The sequence below is a fragment of the Nocardiopsis camelliae genome (genome assembly GCF_028993595.1).
GTDB lineage: Bacteria > Actinomycetota > Actinomycetes > Streptosporangiales > Streptosporangiaceae > Nocardiopsis > Nocardiopsis dassonvillei.
This window is the reverse complement of record NZ_CP118614.1, coordinates 476,629-493,218: the sequence shown is the minus strand read 5'-3', so window position 1 is coordinate 493,218 and position 16,590 is coordinate 476,629. Positions and strand designations below refer to the sequence as shown.

The following is a 16,590-nucleotide window of genomic DNA, read 5'->3' as shown; positions in this document are numbered from 1 at the left end:
CAGGATCGGCGTTCCGCCCGCACGGGGGACGCCGCGGCAACAGGGAGAACGCGGTAGGGCTCGACCGACGCGGAGGTTTTCATACGGCGTCGGGAGCCGGTAGGACCGCAGTACAGAGGTAGAGCAGTACCGCAGGACCGGCGCCCCGCCGGCACGGGGGACGCCGCGGCAGGTGTGAAGTGTACGCAGTGAGATCGAGAGGAGTAGATGCCATCGAGGATCGCCCGGGTGTGGGGACGTCCCGCTCGGGTACCGCAGGCCCCGGTTCGGAAGAGGTGGTCCACGGTCACACAACCGCGATCCCCGCGATCCCGTCCCAGTTCGACATCGGGAAGCGGAAGACCGGTAGCAGCCGGTAGATGGTGTTGAACTCTCGGGCCCCAGCGCTGTTCGGCGCTGGGGCCCTCGGCGTGCGATGAGGAGAGAAAGAGAAACGCTTGTCCCGTCCCGAAACCGAAGACCGGTTCGAAGATGACGACTACCCCGCCTACACCATGGGCCGCGCGGCGGAGATGATCGGTGCCACACCGGCCTTCCTGCGCGCTCTGGGCGAAGCCCGGCTGATCGAGCCCCTGCGCTCGGCGGGCGGGCACCGCCGCTACTCCCGTTACCAGCTCAGAATCGCCTCCCGCGCCCGCGAACTCGTGGACGAGGGCACTCCGGTCGAGGCCGCGTGCAGGATCATCATCCTGGAGGACCAACTGGAGGAGGCCCAGCGGATCAACGAGGCGCTGCGCGCCTCCGAGGCCGACGCGCGGGCCGCCGGGCGCCCGGACCCCGGAAACGCCTGACGGAGGACGGGGCGGCGTGGACTGACGGCGGTCCCGCCGCGTCCTCCGCCCCGCCGCGTCCGCGCGGGCTCAGAGGCGGTCGGCCTCGTCGTCGGTCATCAGCCGGGAGCGGATGAGGAACCGGTTGCCCGTCGGCGCCTCCAGGGAGAAGCCCGCTCCCCTGCCCCGGACGACGTCGATGGTCAGGTGGGTGTGGCTCCACAGCTCGAACTGCGCCCGCGACATCCACACCGGCACCGGCTCGGGCGCGCCCACGTCGAGGTCGCCAAGGCGCACGTCGGAGGCCCCGGTGCGGAACTCCCCCGCCGGATAGCACATCGGGGAGCTTCCGTCGCAGCACCCGCCGGACTGGTGGAACATGAGCGGCCCGTGTTCGTCGCGCAGCTCGCGGAGCAGGGCGGCCGCCGCGTCGGTGACGGCCACCCTCTCCACGGCCGCGCCGTCGGCGCGGGGGTCCATCAGAACAGCCCCATCGCCTTGTCGGAGTAGCTGACCAGCAGGTTCTTGGTCTGCTGGTAGTGGTCGAGCATCATCTTGTGGTTCTCGCGGCCGATGCCGGACTGCTTGTACCCGCCGAACGCCGCGTGCGCCGGGTAGGCGTGGTAGTTGTTCACCCACACGCGGCCCGCCTGGATGTCGCGGCCCGCCCGGTAGGCGGTGTTGCCGTCGCGCGACCACACCCCCGCCCCCAGCCCGTAGAGGGTGTCGTTGGCGGTCTTGAGGGCGTCGTCGTAGTCGTCGAAGCGGGCCACCGACACCACCGGGCCGAAGATCTCCTCCTGGAAGATCCGCATGCCGTTGTGGCCCTCGAAGACGGTCGGCGCGACGTAGTAGCCGCCGGACAGGTCGCCGCCGGGGTCCACCCGCTCCCCTCCGGCGAGCACCGCGGCCCCCTCCCTGCGGCCGATGTCGATGTAGGACAGGATCTTCTCCAGCTGGTCGTTGCTGGCCTGCGCGCCGACCATGGTCCCGGTGTCCAGCGGGTTCCCCTGCCGGATCCGGCCGACGCGGGCCAGGGCGTCGCCCATGAAGCGGTCGTAGACGGCGTCCTGTACCAGGGCCCGCGAGGGGCAGGTGCACACCTCGCCCTGGTTGAGGGCGAAGAGCGCGAAGCCCTCCAGGGCCTTGTCGTAGAAGGCGTCGTCGGCCGCGGCCACGTCGGCGAAGAAGATGTTGGGGCTCTTGCCGCCCAGCTCCAGGGTGACCGGGATGAGGTTCTCCGACGCGTACTGCATGATGAGGCGGCCGGTGGTGGTCTCGCCGGTGAAGGCGACCTTGCTGACGCGGGGGCTGCTGGCCAGCGGCTTGCCCGCCTCCGCGCCGAAGCCGTTGACGACGTTGACCACGCCGGGCGGCAGCAGGTCGGCGACGAGCTCCATGAGCAGCAGGATCGAGGCGGGGGTCTGCTCGGCCGGCTTGAGCACGACCGCGTTCCCGGCGGCCAGCGCGGGCGCGAGCTTCCAGGTGGCCATGAGCAGAGGGAAGTTCCACGGGATGATCTGGCCGACCACGCCCAGGGGCTCCTGGAAGTGGTAGGCGACGGTGTCGCCGTCGATCTGGGAGGTGTGCCCCTCCTGCGCGCGGATCGCCCCGGCGAAGTAGCGGAAGTGGTCGACGGCCAGCGGCAGGTCGGCGGCCAGGCACTCGCGGACGGGCTTGCCGTTCTCCCAGGACTCGGCGACGGCGAGCCGCTCCAGGTTCTCCTCGACGCGGTCGGCGATCCGGTTGAGGACCAGGGCCCGCTCGGCGGCGGAGGTGCGGCCCCAGGCGGGGGCGGCGCCGTGGGCCGCGGCCAGGGCCAGTTCCACGTCCTCCGCGCCGCTGCGGGCGACCTCGGTGAAGACGCGGCCGTTGACGGGGCTGGGGTTCTCGAAGTAGCGGCCCCGGACCGGCCGGACCCACTCGCCCCCGATCCAGTTGTCGTAGCGGGCGGCGTACTCGACGACGCTTCCGGGCTGGCCCGGGGGTGTGTAGATCGCCATGGAGGTCTCCTTGCTTCGCCGGGCTCCTGCCGTGGGACCGGCAGCCGCTTCCGGGGAGGTCGGGAGGGTGACGCTAGTCACCACCACGTTGCGACCACGTTGCGGTCGGGTCAGCCGCCGAGCCAGCGCAGTCGGCCGCGCAGGGCGGCGTGGCGCGGGGAGGCGGGGTCGAGGGCGCGCAGCACGGCGGTCAGGACGCGGGGGTCGTCGCGCCACTCGGGGTGCTCGGCCCAGTCCAGGAGCACGTCCGGTGCGGCGTTGGCGCCCAGGGCCTCGCACACCTCGGCCTGGAGGCCGTCGCGGACCTCGGCCACGCCGGGCGCCTCGGAGCGGGGCAGGACCGGCCCGGTGTAGGCGTCCAGGGCCCGCCGGTAGGCGCCCCCGGCCAGGTGGCGGCGCACCTCGTCCACGTCGGTGGCCATCGGACGGCACAGCCGGTAGGGGCGGGAGGCGAGCAGGCCGGGGCCGAGGAGGCGGCGCAGGCGCGACACCTCGGCGCGGGCGGTGACCGGGGAGGCGTCCCGCTCGTGCAGCCGGGCGCCGAGCTCGTCGCCGGTCAGCCCGCGCGGGTTGCGGGCGAGCAGGAGCAGGATCTCGGAGTGGCGGGCGCTCAGTGCCAGGTCGCGGCCGTCCAGGGTGAGCCGGGCGCCGTCACGGCCCAGGACGCGGAGCCGGTCGTCCCCGTCGGGCCCGCGGTCCCCGTCCGTGGCGGCGCCCGCGCGCGGGCCGGTGGGCGCGGGGCCCGTCCGGACCGCCCGCCGCCGTCCCGGCGCGGGCCCCCGGGCCCCGGCGCGCAGGGCGCGCAGCTCCGCCTCCGCCGCGGTGGCGGCGGCGCGGACCAGGGCCAGGGCCTGCGGCGAGGCGAGGTGGCTGTCCCCGGTGAGGTCGAGGACGCCCAGGAGGGCGCCGGTGCCGGGGTCGTGCAGGGGCGCCGCGGAGCAGCTCCAGTGCTGCACGCCCCGGGCGAAGTGCTCGCTGGCGAAGACCTGGACCTCGTGGTCGAGGGCGAGGGCGACGCCGGGCGCGTTGGTGCCGACCGCGTGCTCGTGCCAGTTGGCACCCTCGACGAAGTACATGTCCTCGGCGCGGCGGCGGAGCCTGTGGTCGCCCTCCACCCACAGCAGGCGGCCCGAGGCGTCGCCCACCGCGAGGATCTGGGGGCCGGGCGCGGTGTCGACGAGCAGGTGCCGCAGCAGCGGCATGACGGCGGCCAGCGGGTGCGCGTCGCGGTGGTCGCGCAGGTCGGGGCCGGTGAGCTCGACCCGGGGCAGGGCGGTGTCGGGGTCCACGCCGTGGTGGGCGCTGCGCCGCCAGGATGCGCCGACGACGGGGCGGACCGGGCCGCTGACCCGGCCGGAGTCGGTGAAGCGCGTGTGCGCGACCGCCACGTCCCGCCGCACGGCTTCGGGGTCGGCCTCCCACGGCCACGCGTTCCACGGTCCCGGCATGCGCGCTTCCCTCCGCCGAGGCGACGGCGGGCCGTGCCGACGGACCGCCCGACACCCCCGATTGAAGCCGCGTCCGCCCCTTCTGACAAGGGGCCGGGACGAACCGGACGCGCCCCGTCCCGTGCGCGCGGACCCGCCCCCGGACGGACGGGTCCTCCGCGGCGCCCGCCTCAGAACTCGTCGCGGACGCGCTCCCTGCCGGGGCCGCAGAGCCAGTAGGCGGGGTAGGCCCGCACGTCCTCCACGGTCGGCGCGGCCGGGGGCGCGGCCGGGTAGGGGTCGCTGCCCCAGTCGAAGCGCGGGCGCAGCTCGCGCGCGGTGGCTCCGTCGGGGAGGGCGTCGCGCCCGGCGGGGGTCAGGTAGGTCCCGGCCGGGGTCCTGCGGGCCAGGCCCGCCTCCACCAGGGGCTGGGCCAGCTCCTCCTCCACCCGCCCGTCCCACCGGGTGGTCGCCGCCGCGGTCCCCAACAACGCTGTCAGGTCCTTGATCAGTGTGCTCATGCGCAAACGGTAGCGATCCGCGGACCCGCGCACCCGGGCATTGCCGAACTCGGCAGAGTGCGCCGGAACACACACGAGCGCCGGTTCGGAGCGGGTGCGCGGCCGGGGGTCCCGACCGGCCGCGCCACCGGGTCGATCCGCGCGGCACGCGGACGCGGGCGGGCCCGGGGGCCGGCTCAGACCGGCCGCCACCCCTCCCCGCCGGGCGGGTCCGCCACGAGCGCGGCGAGCGCGACCGTCATCGCCACCCGGGCACGCGGGTCGTTCAGCGGCAGGTCCGCGACCCGGCCCATCCGGCGCAGCCGGTACCGCACCGTGTTGGGGTGCAGGCCCAGCAGCTCCGCCGCCCGCCCCAGGTCCCCGTGCACGTACAGCCAGGCGCGGAGCGTGCGCGCGTGGTCGGTGCCGTGCTCGGCGTCGTACCGGACCAGGTCCGCCACCGGGTTGCGGACGGGCATGCGCCCGGCCTCGGCCACCAGGCGCAGGCGGCGCAGCAGCACGGAGTCCCAGGCGTCGTCGTAGACGACCGCGTCGGCGCCCTCGGGCGCCTGCACGTGCAGCGTCAGGCACTCGTCCGCCTCCTGCCTGCTGGCGGGCAGGCCCGCGGCGTCGGCGGTGCCGCCCACACCGGCCACCACGCCCAGCCGGTCGGGCAGGCCGCGCAGCGTGGAGCGGACCCACTCCACCGCCGGGGCGGGGTCGTCCCCGCACGGCAGCACGGTGTACACGGTGGTTCCGAGCAGGGTGCTGCGCCCCGGACGCGACCAGCCGAAGCCGGTGGTGACCTGCTCGAACAGGTGCAGGATCGCGGCCTCGGGCTCGGTGCGGGCGCGCGCCTGGAAGGCGATCACACGCAGCCCCGCCCCGAGCAGGCCGATCCGCCCGGCCGTCTGCGCCGGGTCGGCGGAGCCCTCCAGCAGGTCGATCACCGACTCCGACTCCACCTGCCGCTCCAGGTCGCTGCTGACCCTGGCGCGCAGCATGTGCAGTCCGACCGTGTGCGCCCCCTCGCTCAGCGCCCGGGAGCGGTCCGCGTCCAGCGGGGCGTCGCACGCCACCCACAGCGTGCCCAGGAGTTCGCGGCCCACCCGGATCGGCGCGGCGGTGCGTCCGCGCATGCCGAGTCCGGGTATCCCCGGCACGAACCGGGGTCCGGTCGCGGCGGCCAGCCGGGTGAGCACCCCGTCGGCGTCGAGGCGTTCGCGGACCCGCTCGGGGACCCGCCGGTCGACGAGGGTGTCGCGCCGCACCCGGTCGGTGCCGCCCTGGGAGGCCGAGTAGGCCACCACGCGCGAGGCGCGGTCCTCGATGGTGACGGGTCCGCCGACCTCGGCGGCGACGGTGTCGGCCAGGGTGAACAGGTCGCTGGGGCCGCGCCCGGCCTCGGTCTCGCGCCCCTCCAGGACCAGCCCGTAGACGACCCCGGAGACCTGGCTCCACGACACGGCGGGCTCCACGACCAGGAGGGCGGGGCCGCCCTCGCCCAGGCGTGCGCGCACGTCGTCGCCGGGTCCGGTCGCGGACCGGATGATGACGACGGTCGCGCGGGCCTGCTCCGCCAGGCGCACCGCCTCGGCGGCGGAGTCCACGCCGACGGCGAGGAAGGCGTCGCCCAGCTGCGGCACGTCGTCGGTGGGGTCGTGCATGGCGACGCTGCGCAGCTCCCTGCGGCGCAGCGGCTCGGGGCCGACGAGCCGGGCGCCGTAGCCGCCCAGGACGTTGACGAGACGGTCGAGGTGGATCACGCCCGCTCCTTTCCCCGGCGGCGGAGTTGTTCCGCGGCCACAAAGGGGCCTCACCTGATTGTCGCCCGAGGATAACGCCCGACCCCGTCCCCGTGGACACACTCGTGGTAGGCGGCGGCCCCCCGTGTCGGCCGCCGCTGTGCTCGCCCCGTCCGCGGACCCGCTTCCGCGGCGCGGGCCCTGAAGACAAGGAACGTTCATGGCCAGGACCACCGACCGATGGATGACCCGGGAGGCCTACGAGCGGCTCCGGGAGGAGCTCCGGACGCTGCGCGCGCTCCCCGACGACGACCCCGGCACCGGGGCGGACCGGGGCGCGGGGGACGTACTCCCCGCGCCCCGCTACATTCACGACCCCGCCGTGCGGCAGGCGCGCGTGCACACCATCGAGCGGCTGCTCAGCGAGGCCGTCGTGGACGAGGCCGCGCCCGACGACGGGATCGCCGCGCCCGGCAAGGTGCTCACCATCCGCTACGACGGCGAGGAGGAGGACGAGGTGTTCCTCCTCGGCGTCCGGGACGCGTCCGTGGCGGACCGGATGACGGTGTACTCCCCGGAGTCCCCGCTGGGCGCGGCGCTGGTGGGCGCCCGCCAGGGCGAGCGGCGCACGTTCACCGCGCCCCGGGGCACGGTCATCGGGGTCACCCTGCTCAGGGCCGAGCCCTACCGGGCCGCCGTCGTGCACTGACCCCGGTCCCGGGGACCCGCCGGGGACGGAGCGGGGCCCGCCGTGGGGGGGCGGACCCCGGCCGGGGCGGGCCGCGGGGGGGGCGGAGAGGCGCGGGGAGGGCGGGGGCCGGAGGGCCGCCGTGCGCCTTTCTTTTTCGGCCCGGGAATTCACCGCGGGATTTCCCCGCAGCGTGTTCCCGGGCTTTCCCCCGGCTTCCCGCGCTCCTTTGGACGCGCTTTCCCGCGCGTCCTCCCCGTGTCCGTTTCCGCGCCGGGGCGGGGCCGTCGGCGGATGACACGGGGGAGATTCCGTTCCGGTCCTTCTCCGGGGACGCCACGGGCACGCGGAACACCAGGCCTGTGGGGTTCCCTCCCCCGTCGGCGCGCACGTCCCGGCCGCCTGTGCGCGGCCGGGGCGCGCGCCCTCCCGGGGCGCCACCCGTCGCGAACGGCTTCCGAACGGCGTTCCCGGCGTATCCGGACACCGGCGGAACGGTCATACCGGAGAAAACGAAAAGAGACCCGGCTTCCTTTCCCCCGGGAAACGCCGTTTCCCTCCGGCGGGGAAAGCGGACCGTTCCGAAGGCCCGAGGGGTCTCCCCCGCGACCCGCGCGCACCGTTCCCGGAGGGGGACGGTCACGACCGCACGGTTCCGGGTAGCGGGGTGGGGGACCCGGCGGGAGCACGCGGGCAGAAGGAACGGACACCCGAAGCGGAGGACGATGCACATGAGCGCGGACACCGACGAAGCGCGCTGGGCGCCGGTCAGGGACTGGCACGCGGCGGTGAGCGCACGGGACCTGACGGCGGCGAAGGCGGTCGTGGACCCCGACATCAGGGTCGGCGGCCCCCAGGGCTCCGCACAGGGGGTGGAGGCCTTCCTGGACTGGGTCCGCGACTCGGGCATCCGCGTCGAACCGGTCGGCTGGCACACCGTGGACGAGCACCGCGTCGTGGTCGAGCAGGACGCCGCCTGGCCCGGTCGCGCCGACTCGGGCCCCGAGGCGGCCCCGGTGCGCACCGCGACCCTGTTCGAGGTGCGCCACGGCCTGATCACCGCCGCGCTCCGCTACGACGAGGGCGTGGAGGCGGCCCTCGACGCGGCCCGGCGCACCTCCTGACTCCGCGTACGTGCCGGGGCGCCGCAGGCACGCCGGCCTCGCGACACGGCCCGGGGCGGCCGGTACCGGTATCGGTGCGCCCCGGGTCGGTGTGGGGTGGGGGCCCGGGTCAGGGGGCCGCCGGTCTGCCGATGGTGCGGAGGAGGACGTGCGCCTCGTCGAGGCGGTCGGGGAAGGCCTCCGGGTTCTCCGCCAGCCGCATGGCGGTCAGCTCGCAGGCCATGGCGGTGTGGGCGGCGAGCACGGCGACCTCCTCGGTCGCGCCCGCCTCCGCCAGGGCGCCGGCGAACCGGTGGGCGCGCTGCTGGCGGGTGAGCAGGTAGCGCGAGCGCAGTTCACCGCTCTCCCGGAGCAGGCGCGCCAGGACGGCGGAGTGGGCCGGGGAGAGCGCGGTGTGCGGTCTGACGGCGGCGTCGGCCTCCCTGAGCAGTTCGACGGCGGCGCCGAGGTCCTCGCCCAACGGCCGGGTAGCCTTCTCCAGCACGTAGGCGCACATGCGGTCGGCCTCGGCGCCGTCGTCGGCGAACAGCACCTGTTGTTTGTCGCCGAAGTACCTGAAGAAGGTGGTCCGGCCGACTTCCGCGCGTTCGGCGATCGCGGCGACCGTGACGTTGTCGAATCCGTGCTCCGCGAAGAGCTGGAAGGCTGCTGACACGATCATGGCCCGGGCCTTGCGCCGTTTGCGGGCGTGGAGCGTGTCGGGGGGGTGGTGCATGAGGCGACCCTATCGAGTGGGAACCCGGTTCTCTTTGGTACGCGGGACCATTGGGACGGTAGTCCTGAAACGCACCGCGAGATCGGGGAGCGGGAAGTCGTCTGTCCTGTTGTAGCGGGAACGCATCCGGTGGGCACAGGCCGAAACCCACGCGAGCGCACTGGTTGGCCCGGAATTTTATTGCAGAGCGGGGTTCCTCTGACAACCGCCTTCCGGGCCGTGCGGAACATCTACCCGGAAAGCGGTTCCCCTCTCACCGGATTTCGCCTTCCGCGCGGCCGGAGCGGGAGCCATTCCGGATCGGTCCCCATTAAACATCTTCCGGGAAAACGTTCGGTTTCCTTACTGTTTCCCGGCCTGGGAACACGGACCGCCGCAGCGTGCGACCGCCGACTGTCAGTGACCTGTGCCACAGTGGAGACCTCGATCCCATTCTGGAGCTGGTCATGGCATATCTCCTGGTCATCGGCACACGCAAGGGGCTCTTCACCGCCCGCAGCGAGGATCGGCGGGCATGGGAGGTGAGCGGCCCGCACCGGCTCGACTCCGCGGACTACGCCAGCATGAGCGCGGTGTACGCGGTCGGCGTCAACCCGCACAGCGGCCGCGTCCTCGCCGGAGCGGAGAGCTCGCACTTCGGACCGAGCGTCTGGTACAGCGACGACGGGGGCGCCACCTGGCACGAGCCCGGGGCGGCGCCCATCGCCTTCCCCGAGGACACCGACGCCTCCCTCGTCCGGGCCTGGCAGTTCGCCTTCGGCGACGACGCCGACACCGTGTACGCGGGGGTGGAGCCGCACGCCCTGTTCCGGTCATCCGACGGCGGGCTGCGCTTCGAGCTCGTCCGCGCCCTGTGGAACCACCCCCACCGCGCCGACTGGTTCCCCGGGGCGGGCGGCGGCGCGGTCCACACGATCCTGCCCGGCGTCCTCGGCGCGGGCGAGCGCGTGCCCGGAGCCGTGACGGTGGCCATGTCCACCGGTGGTGTCTACCAGACCCGCGACGACGGTGCCAGCTGGGCTCCGGCCAACCGGGGGATCTCGGCGGTGTTCCTGCCCGACGAGGAGCCCGAGTACGGCCAGTGCGTGCACAAGGTGGCCGCCGGGCCGGGCGGCGTGCTCTACGCGCAGAACCACCACGGGGTGTACCGCAGCTCGGACCCCGCGGGCAAGGGGTGGACGGCCGTGGAGACCGGCCTGCCCACCGACTTCGGGTTCGCGGTGGTCGCCCACCCGCACCGGCCGGAGACCGCGCTCAACTTCCCGGTGGTGAGCCAGGAGGTGCACCTGCCGCCCGACCACCGGCTGGGCGTGTACCGGACCGACGACGGGGGCGGCAGCTGGCGGCCGTTCACGGAGGGCCTGCCCCGGGAGCCCTACTTCGGGATCGTGCTGCGCGACGGCGCCTGCACCGACGGGGCGGACGTGCCCGGGTTCTACTTCGGCACCCGGTCGGGCGACGTCTACGCCGCCACCGACGACGGCGACGGCTGGCACCCGGTGGTCCGGCACCTGCCCGACGTCCTGTGCGTACGCGCCGTGGAGGTGTGAGATGCGGGTGACGGTACACCTGCCGGGGCTGTTGAGGGCCGACGCCGACGGCGCGGCCCACGTCCCGGTGGAGGTCGGGGACGGGACCGCGCTGGGCGGGGTGCTGGACGCGCTCGCCGCCCGGTATCCGGGGCTGGACCGGCGTATCCGCGACGAGCAGGGGCGGCTGCGCCGCTACGTCAACGTGTTCGTGGACGAGGACGAGTGCCGCGGGGTCGGCGGGCTGGCGGCGCCGGTCCGCGACGGAGCGGACGTGCGCGTGCTGCCCTCGGTCGCCGGGGGCTGAGGCCGTCCGCGCAGGCCGGGCGGTCCGGGCCGTCCGGGCGGCAGGGGAGGCAGGGGTGCCCGACCGGCCGGGCGGGCGCGGTTCCCGGCCGCGGGGCTGAGGGGCCCGCGCGGCGAGCCACCCCGATCCCGGTGCACGGGGCGCCGCGGGGCCTTGGCCGCCTCACGGGGTTGTCCGGGTGGGGCCCGGTTCCGCGGCGATCGGCGGTTGGGCTCCACCGCCGTCGGCGGCGGTCGGGTTCCGGTCCCCGGCGGCGGCCGGGGGGCCGGAGCGCTCGGCGCGCAGGGGAACCGGGCGCAGGTGGGTCAGGCTCCGCCACACCCACTCCAGCGGGCCGAGCCGGAACCGGCGCGCCCACAGACTGGCGAGGACGGCGGTCGCGGCGAAGTAGGCGGCGGCCAGGGCGTACTGGGCCAGGGTGGGGATCGTCCCCTCGAACGGGCCCATGACCGCCAGGAACACCGCCGTGCTGCCCAGGTACACCGTGAGGGTCATCCGCCCGAGCGGGGCCAGGGCGCCCAGCACGCGCGAGGCCCTGCGGCCTCTGAGCACCAGCCACCACACCAGCCCCAGATAGAGCAGGGCTCCGCCCAGGTTCAGGAACGTGTTCCCCACGAGGACGACCGTGATCTCGCCCACCGACCGCACCGGCGCGCCATCGGCGCCGAACTCGGTCGGGAACAGCACGCTGCCGACGAGCATGAGGACCACGCTGAGGCCCTGGACCACCACGCCGAACACGAGCATGCGCAGCGGCAGGCGGGAGATCCCCTCACCGTCGGCCCCGGGCGCGGCGGTGAGCTCCGGGCGGCGGGCCAGCCACACGCCCACGCAGAAGTACCCGAGGGTCTGCGGGACGAGCACCGCCGAGGCCCCCCAGGTGTAGCCGTCGAAGACGGGGGAGAGCAGGAGGTCCGACACCGGCACGGCGGCGAACAGCACGGCGGCCGCGACCAGCGGTCGGCGGCGGGACCCGCCGAGCAGCAGCGGCACCAGCGGGGTCAGCAGCAGCGCCGCGACCGAGTACTGGGTGAGGATGTCCCCGTCGAAGACCGCCAGGTGCGGAAGCCCGAACAGCAGCCCCAGGACGGCGTAGCGGCGCAGCATCACCGCCGCCGGACGCCCGCCGCGCCGGGCGGCGGACCGCCACGCAAGGACCACGCCCGCGCCCAGCAGCACCATGAGCATCGTCCTGGCCCTGCCCGACATGAGCAGGTTGAGGCCGCCGTCCACGAGGTCGGTCAGCAGGCTCGGGGCCCGTTGGCCCGACATCTCGACGGGATAGACCACCGAGGACGCGTTCATCATGACCACGCCGATCATCGCGATCGCCCGGGCGACGTCCAGGAAGACCACGCGCCGCGCGGGCGGCGGAAGGCCGGGGACACCGCCGTCGGACGCGGCCCCGGCCCCGCGCCGCGTCTCGGCCTCCGCCGTGTGGAGCGTTCCGCCCTCGTACCGTTCCCCGGCCGTGTGGCGCGCTCCGGCCCCACGCTGCGGCCCGGCCCCGTGCCGCCGCGGCTCTGTCGTGTTGTCCCCCGCCTCGCTCATGCGGTGCCCTCTCCCCTTCCGAAGGTGAACGGCTACCAGCCTCGCCTCCGGGCCCGTGCGCGCGCATCGACCGAACGGTCGACCCCCGGCCCCGCCCGCCTCGTACCTTCGACCGAGGTCCGCCGCGTCCGCGCCGCCTACGCTGGTCGCCATGGCCAGGAACAGGATGTCCGCGATACTCAGCGGCCAGAGATTCGGCTTCGCGCCGCACCAGCTCGTGTCGTGGGCCGTGGCGTGCGTGCTCGCGGCGATATGGGTGCTGGACCTGGTGCGCGTTCACGGCGACTTCTCCGTGCCGTACTGGATGGGCCCCCCGCACTCGGCCATGGACTACGTGCCGGTGGTCTCCGGCGGGGTGGCCTGCGTGCTCGCCTTGCTCGCCCTGCGCCCGTCGTCTGGACCGGCACTGACCGCGGTGGCCGGCGCGGCGGCATCGGCCACGGTGGTGGCGGCCTCGGCGGTGCTGTGGCCGCTGCCCATGGGGGAGGCGTTCGGGTACGCCCTGGTGGGCTCGGAGCTCAGCCCGTTGCTGGTACTGCTCGCGCTGGCCGGGCTGCGGTGCCGCCCCTGGCAGATCTGCGCGGTGTCCCTGTGCGTCTTCGTGGTCCCCCTCTCGGACTACCTGCGAGAGCCCCTCCCCGCCTACTGGGACCTGGTCAACCAGTCGCTGACGTTCGTGGCCGTGGGACTGGCCCCGGGGCTGTACCTGCGGTGGCGGGAGGCGCAGCGGCGCTCCCACATGGAAAACGCCCGGTCCCAGGAGCGTTTGGCGCTCGCCCGCGATCTGCACGACGTCGTGGCGCACGAGGTGACCGGCATCGTCGTCCAGGCCCAGGCGCTGCGCCACATCGCCGACCGCGACCCCGGCGCGGTGCGCAACGCGCTGCCCGAGATCGAGGCCGCGGGGGCGCGTGCCCTGGAGTCCATGCGCGGGATGGTCTCGCGGCTGCGGGACCCGGGTGACGTGCCGCTGGCCCCGGACGCCGCCGCGGGTCTGGCCCGGCTGGCGACACCGGCGGCCGGAAGCCGCCCGGAGGTGGCGGTGCGGTGCGAAGGCCCCGTGGACGCCCTGCCGCCGACCGCCGGAACGGCGGTGCTGCGGATCGCCCAGGAGTCGGTCACCAACGCGCTGCGGCACGCCCGGGGCGCCACCCGGGTGGCGGTGTCGGTGGAGGCCGGAGCGGAGGAGGTCGCGGTGCGGGTGGTCGACGACGGCCAGGGGGCCGCGGGCCCGTCCGGGGGCGGATTCGGCCTGGTCGGCATGGCGGAGCGGGTGCGCCTGCTCGGCGGCGTGTTCTCCGCGGGCCCCCGGGACCGGGACCGGGGCTGGGAGGTGGCGGCGCGGCTGCCGCTGGACCGGGTGGGCGGCGGTCCGGAGCAGCGTTCGACGGTCGGGGAGCAGGGGTGACGGTGACCGTGGGTTCTGAGGCCGAGAAGGAGCGGGAGTGGTGACGGTGGCCGGAGAGAGGGAGGGAGCAGGGGTGACGGCGGGGACCGAAGGGGAGCGGGCGGTGCCCGGTGACGGCGAGGCGCCGATCCGGGTGCTGCTGGCGGACGACCAGGCCATGGTGCGGACCGGGTTCCGGTACATGCTGGCGGCCGAGGACGGCGTCGAGGTGGTGGGCGAGGCCGGTGACGGCCTGGAGGCGGTCCGGATGGCGCGCGAGCTGCGCCCGGACGTGGTGCTCATGGACATCCGGATGCCGGGGGTGGACGGTCTGGAGGCCACCCGGCGGCTGGCCGGTCCGGGGGTGGCCGACCCGCTCCGGGTGGTCGTGGTGACCACGTTCGACCTGGACGAGTACGTGCACGCGGCGATCACCGGAGGGGCGGTCGGGTTCCTGCTCAAGGACGCCGGACCGGCCCTGCTGGTGGAGGCGGTGCGGGCCGCCGCCAGGGGCGACGCCCTGGTCTCCCCGAGGGTCACCGTTCGGCTGCTGCGGCACTTCGCGTCGGCGCCCCGGTCCGCGCCGGGGGACGGCGGGCTGACCGTGCGGGAGCTGGACATCGTGCGCGCGGTGGCGCGGGGGCTGACCAACACCGAGGTGGCCGGGGAGCTGTTCGTCACCGTGAGCACGGTCAAGACGCACCTGGCGAGCGTGCAGGCCAAGCTGGGGGCGCGCAACCGCGTGGAGGTGGCGGCCTGGGCCTACCGCAACGGGCACGCGGAGTAGGCGGGGCCCGGTTCCCGCCGCCCCTACCGGCACACCCCGAGTCCTGGAGGCTCAGGGAGTGCACCGCTGTTCGACGGGAACAGGCCCATGCGTACACACGTTGTGCGTACGACCTGGGGTACGACTACCGCCATGAAGGCAGAGAGAATCCACCTGAGAGTCGATGACCAGCAGAAGGCGCTGCTGGAGGCGGCGAGCAGCGCCTCGGGAGACACGGTCTGGCCCGGTTCGAGCAGAGCCCGAGCGATCCGACGCACCTCGTGCTGCTGATGGAGGACCTCCGCCGGGCACTCGCCTGGACCACGGGGCGGCCCGGCTTCCGGACGGCCGTTCCCGCGCGCTCCCTACCAGTTGGCGGGGGCGTAGTCCTTCAGGAAGCACCCGTGCAGGTCCTCGCCCAGCTCGCCCCGCACGATGGGGTCGTACACGCGCGCGGCCCCGTCCTCCAGGTCGAGGGGCGCGTGGAACCCGGCCTCGGCCAGCCGCTCCTTCTCCGGGTGCGGGCGCTCGTCCGTGATCCACCCGGTGTCCACGCTGGTCATCAGGATGCCGTCGGACTCCAGCATCTCCTGGGCGCTGGTGCGGGTGAGCATGTTGAGCGCGGCCTTGGCCATGTTGGTGTGGGGGTGCCCCGGCCCCTTGTAGCCGCGGCCGAACACCCCCTCCATCGCCGACACGTTCACGATGTAGGTGCGGCGCGCTGAGGACGCGGCCAGGGCCGGGCGCAACCGGTCCACCAGCAGGAACGGCGCGCTCACGTTGCACAGCTGCACCTCCAGCATCTCGACGGGGTCGACCTCGCCGATCCGCCGCGTCCAGCTGTTCACCGGGGCCAGGTCGGGCACCAGCCCTCCGGCGTCGATCGCCGTTCCGGTGCGCACCCGCTCCATCGACGCGGAGCCCGTGGTCAGCGCCAGGGACGTGAGCATGGCCGGGGTGAGCGCGTGGGTCACCGGGGCGTCCCGCTCCGGGCCGGTGGGACCCTCCAGGGCGCGCGGGCGCACGCCGCCCAGCACCAGCGGCTCGGGCAGGCCCTCGCCCGTGAGCGGTTCGGCCTCGGCCTCGGCCAGCGGCCCGTAGGAGCCGGGCGATCGGCGCACCGTCTGGGCCGCGTTGTTGATGAGGACGTCCAGCGGCCCCTGTTCGGCCACCGAGTCGGCCAGCCGCAGCACCTGGGCGGGGTCGCGCAGGTCGATGCCCACCACCCGCAGCCGGTGCAGCCACTCGCCGCTGTCGGGCATCGCGGCGAACCGGCGCACCGCGTCGTTGGGGAACCGCGTGGTGACGGTGGTGTGCGCGCCGTCCCTCAGCAGTCGCAGGGCGATGTACATGCCGATCTTGGCCCGGCCGCCGGTGAGCAGGGCCCGGCGCCCGGTCAGGTCGGTGCGGGCGGCCCGCCGCTCCCTGTTGAACGCGGCGCACGCGGGGCACAGCTGGTGGTAGAAGGAGTCGACCTCCCGGTACCTCTCCTTGCAGATGTAGCAGGGCCGGGGCCTGCTCAGCACGCCCGCGAGGGCGCCGCCGCTGCCGCTGGTGAGGGCGCGGCCGTTGGTCTCGTCGTCGATCCGGTCCGGCGCGGCGGTGGCGGTGGCCGCGAACACGGCGCTGTCGTGGGCCCGGCGGGCGGCCTGGCGCTCCCTGCGGCGCTGCTCCTTGACGTTCTTGAACAGGCGGGCGGTCGCGCGCTGGAGGGCGACCGAGTCCGGGTGGTCGCTGGGCAGCTCGCCGACGCGGGCGATCACGTCCAGGCACGCGGCCAGCCGGTCGGGGTCGATCCGCTCCGCCGGGTGCTCCGTCTCCTCCGGCAGCGTCCGGGTACCCGTGTCCGTCATCGTCTCTGTCACCGCTCCACCGCCGCGCCGCGGTCGTCGCGGCCGGCCTCCCGTTCCCTGTGTCCGGTGGCTCCCGACTCGGGGCCATCAGGAACTGTATGCGCACCCCGGGACCGCGCGGAGCACGGTCCGGTGGAGCCGGTGCGCATCGGGTGGGAGTGACGGGTGAGTATGGGAGGGGAGAACGTCGCCGCGTGGGAAGTACGGACCGTACGGGTGTGACGT

16 protein-coding genes are annotated in these 16,590 nt (G+C 74.7%); 8 read left to right on the top strand and 8 right to left on the bottom strand.

What is annotated here, in order from left to right:
- Positions 1-437: 437 nt before the first annotated feature.
- Positions 438-791, top strand: coding sequence for a MerR family transcriptional regulator (locus PV789_RS02320; RefSeq protein WP_274975957.1), 354 nt, complete (start codon positions 438-440; stop codon positions 789-791).
- A 69-nt stretch (positions 792-860) separates the two neighbouring features.
- Here the strand turns inward: PV789_RS02320 and PV789_RS02315 are convergent, their stop codons facing one another.
- From PV789_RS02315 to PV789_RS02295, 5 genes are all read right to left on the bottom strand, one after another.
- Positions 861-1,250: a DUF779 domain-containing protein gene (locus PV789_RS02315; RefSeq protein ID WP_212641770.1), complete on the bottom strand. Its 390-nt coding sequence runs from the start codon at positions 1,248-1,250 to the stop codon at positions 861-863.
- Positions 1,250-2,773 (bottom strand): acetaldehyde dehydrogenase ExaC, encoded by a 1,524-nt coding sequence (exaC, locus tag PV789_RS02310; RefSeq protein ID WP_274975956.1) that lies wholly within the window; start codon positions 2,771-2,773, stop codon positions 1,250-1,252. Before exaC ends, PV789_RS02315 begins: the two co-directional genes overlap by 1 nt.
- Positions 2,774-2,883: 110 nt before the next feature.
- Positions 2,884-4,221 (bottom strand): GAF domain-containing protein, encoded by a 1,338-nt coding sequence (locus tag PV789_RS02305; RefSeq protein ID WP_274975955.1) that lies wholly within the window; start codon positions 4,219-4,221, stop codon positions 2,884-2,886.
- A gap of 170 nt (positions 4,222-4,391) precedes the next feature.
- On the bottom strand, positions 4,392-4,721 hold the full coding sequence (locus tag PV789_RS02300) for a hypothetical protein (protein ID WP_274975954.1): 330 nt from the start codon (positions 4,719-4,721) through the stop codon (positions 4,392-4,394).
- A gap of 176 nt (positions 4,722-4,897) precedes the next feature.
- Positions 4,898-6,466 carry a PucR family transcriptional regulator gene (locus PV789_RS02295; RefSeq protein WP_274975953.1) on the bottom strand — a complete coding sequence of 523 codons (1,569 nt, stop codon included), beginning with the start codon at positions 6,464-6,466 and terminating at the stop codon, positions 4,898-4,900.
- Between the two features lie 199 nt (positions 6,467-6,665).
- On the opposite strand from PV789_RS02295, the gene PV789_RS02290 reads away from it, so the two are divergent.
- Positions 6,666-7,154, top strand: a complete 489-nt coding sequence (locus PV789_RS02290; RefSeq protein WP_094800571.1) for a GreA/GreB family elongation factor — start codon at positions 6,666-6,668, stop codon at positions 7,152-7,154.
- A gap of 710 nt (positions 7,155-7,864) precedes the next feature.
- Positions 7,865-8,257, top strand: coding sequence for a nuclear transport factor 2 family protein (locus PV789_RS02285; RefSeq protein WP_274975952.1), 393 nt, complete (start codon positions 7,865-7,867; stop codon positions 8,255-8,257).
- Positions 8,258-8,366: 109 nt separating this feature from the next.
- Here PV789_RS02285 and PV789_RS02280 read toward each other — a convergent pair whose 3' ends face one another.
- A complete protein-coding gene (locus PV789_RS02280) occupies positions 8,367-8,972 on the bottom strand; it encodes a TetR/AcrR family transcriptional regulator (protein WP_274975951.1) in 606 nt (201 codons plus the stop codon).
- 446 nt (positions 8,973-9,418) lie between these two features.
- On the opposite strand from PV789_RS02280, the gene PV789_RS02275 reads away from it, so the two are divergent.
- Together PV789_RS02275 and PV789_RS02270 are read left to right on the top strand one after the other, a co-directional pair.
- Positions 9,419-10,522, top strand: coding sequence for a WD40/YVTN/BNR-like repeat-containing protein (locus tag PV789_RS02275; protein ID WP_274975950.1), 1,104 nt, complete (start codon positions 9,419-9,421; stop codon positions 10,520-10,522).
- A gap of 1 nt (position 10,523) precedes the next feature.
- Positions 10,524-10,808 (top strand): MoaD/ThiS family protein, encoded by a 285-nt coding sequence (locus tag PV789_RS02270; protein WP_248773210.1) that lies wholly within the window; start codon positions 10,524-10,526, stop codon positions 10,806-10,808.
- 162 nt (positions 10,809-10,970) lie between these two features.
- Here the strand turns inward: PV789_RS02270 and PV789_RS02265 are convergent, their stop codons facing one another.
- Positions 10,971-12,359, bottom strand: a complete 1,389-nt coding sequence (locus tag PV789_RS02265; RefSeq protein ID WP_274975949.1) for a DUF418 domain-containing protein — start codon at positions 12,357-12,359, stop codon at positions 10,971-10,973.
- A gap of 151 nt (positions 12,360-12,510) precedes the next feature.
- Between PV789_RS02265 and PV789_RS02260 the strand changes: the two genes are divergently transcribed.
- From PV789_RS02260 to PV789_RS02250, 3 genes are all read left to right on the top strand, one after another.
- Positions 12,511-13,767: a sensor histidine kinase gene (locus PV789_RS02260; protein WP_274975948.1), complete on the top strand. Its 1,257-nt coding sequence runs from the start codon at positions 12,511-12,513 to the stop codon at positions 13,765-13,767.
- Positions 13,768-13,870: 103 nt separating this feature from the next.
- Positions 13,871-14,533, top strand: a complete 663-nt coding sequence (locus PV789_RS02255) for a response regulator (protein WP_302475396.1) — start codon at positions 13,871-13,873, stop codon at positions 14,531-14,533.
- Positions 14,534-14,665: 132 nt separating this feature from the next.
- Positions 14,666-14,803, top strand: coding sequence for a type II toxin-antitoxin system TacA family antitoxin (locus PV789_RS02250; protein WP_274975947.1), 138 nt, complete (start codon positions 14,666-14,668; stop codon positions 14,801-14,803).
- A gap of 74 nt (positions 14,804-14,877) precedes the next feature.
- Here PV789_RS02250 and PV789_RS02245 read toward each other — a convergent pair whose 3' ends face one another.
- Positions 14,878-16,365 carry an SDR family NAD(P)-dependent oxidoreductase gene (locus PV789_RS02245; protein ID WP_274978022.1) on the bottom strand — a complete coding sequence of 496 codons (1,488 nt, stop codon included), beginning with the start codon at positions 16,363-16,365 and terminating at the stop codon, positions 14,878-14,880.
- Positions 16,366-16,590: the final 225 nt, after the last annotated feature.

Bases quoted from the DNA above. Each gene is read 5' to 3' on its own strand.
- PV789_RS02305 (WP_274975955.1), bottom strand. From the start codon at position 4,221: ATGCCGGGACCGTGGAACGCGTGGCCGTGGGAGGCCGACCCCGAAGCC.
- PV789_RS02250 (WP_274975947.1), top strand. From the start codon at position 14,666: ATGAAGGCAGAGAGAATCCACCTGAGAGTCGATGACCAGCAGAAGGCG.
- PV789_RS02315 (WP_212641770.1), bottom strand. From the start codon at position 1,250: ATGGACCCCCGCGCCGACGGCGCGGCCGTGGAGAGGGTGGCCGTCACC.
- PV789_RS02245 (WP_274978022.1), bottom strand. From the start codon at position 16,365: ATGACGGACACGGGTACCCGGACGCTGCCGGAGGAGACGGAGCACCCG.
- PV789_RS02285 (WP_274975952.1), top strand. From the start codon at position 7,865: ATGAGCGCGGACACCGACGAAGCGCGCTGGGCGCCGGTCAGGGACTGG.
- PV789_RS02270 (WP_248773210.1), top strand. From the start codon at position 10,524: ATGCGGGTGACGGTACACCTGCCGGGGCTGTTGAGGGCCGACGCCGAC.
- PV789_RS02260 (WP_274975948.1), top strand. From the start codon at position 12,511: ATGGCCAGGAACAGGATGTCCGCGATACTCAGCGGCCAGAGATTCGGC.
- PV789_RS02265 (WP_274975949.1), bottom strand. From the start codon at position 12,359: ATGAGCGAGGCGGGGGACAACACGACAGAGCCGCGGCGGCACGGGGCC.
- PV789_RS02280 (WP_274975951.1), bottom strand. From the start codon at position 8,972: ATGCACCACCCCCCCGACACGCTCCACGCCCGCAAACGGCGCAAGGCC.
- PV789_RS02290 (WP_094800571.1), top strand. From the start codon at position 6,666: ATGGCCAGGACCACCGACCGATGGATGACCCGGGAGGCCTACGAGCGG.
- exaC (WP_274975956.1), bottom strand. From the start codon at position 2,773: ATGGCGATCTACACACCCCCGGGCCAGCCCGGAAGCGTCGTCGAGTAC.
- PV789_RS02300 (WP_274975954.1), bottom strand. From the start codon at position 4,721: ATGAGCACACTGATCAAGGACCTGACAGCGTTGTTGGGGACCGCGGCG.
- PV789_RS02275 (WP_274975950.1), top strand. From the start codon at position 9,419: ATGGCATATCTCCTGGTCATCGGCACACGCAAGGGGCTCTTCACCGCC.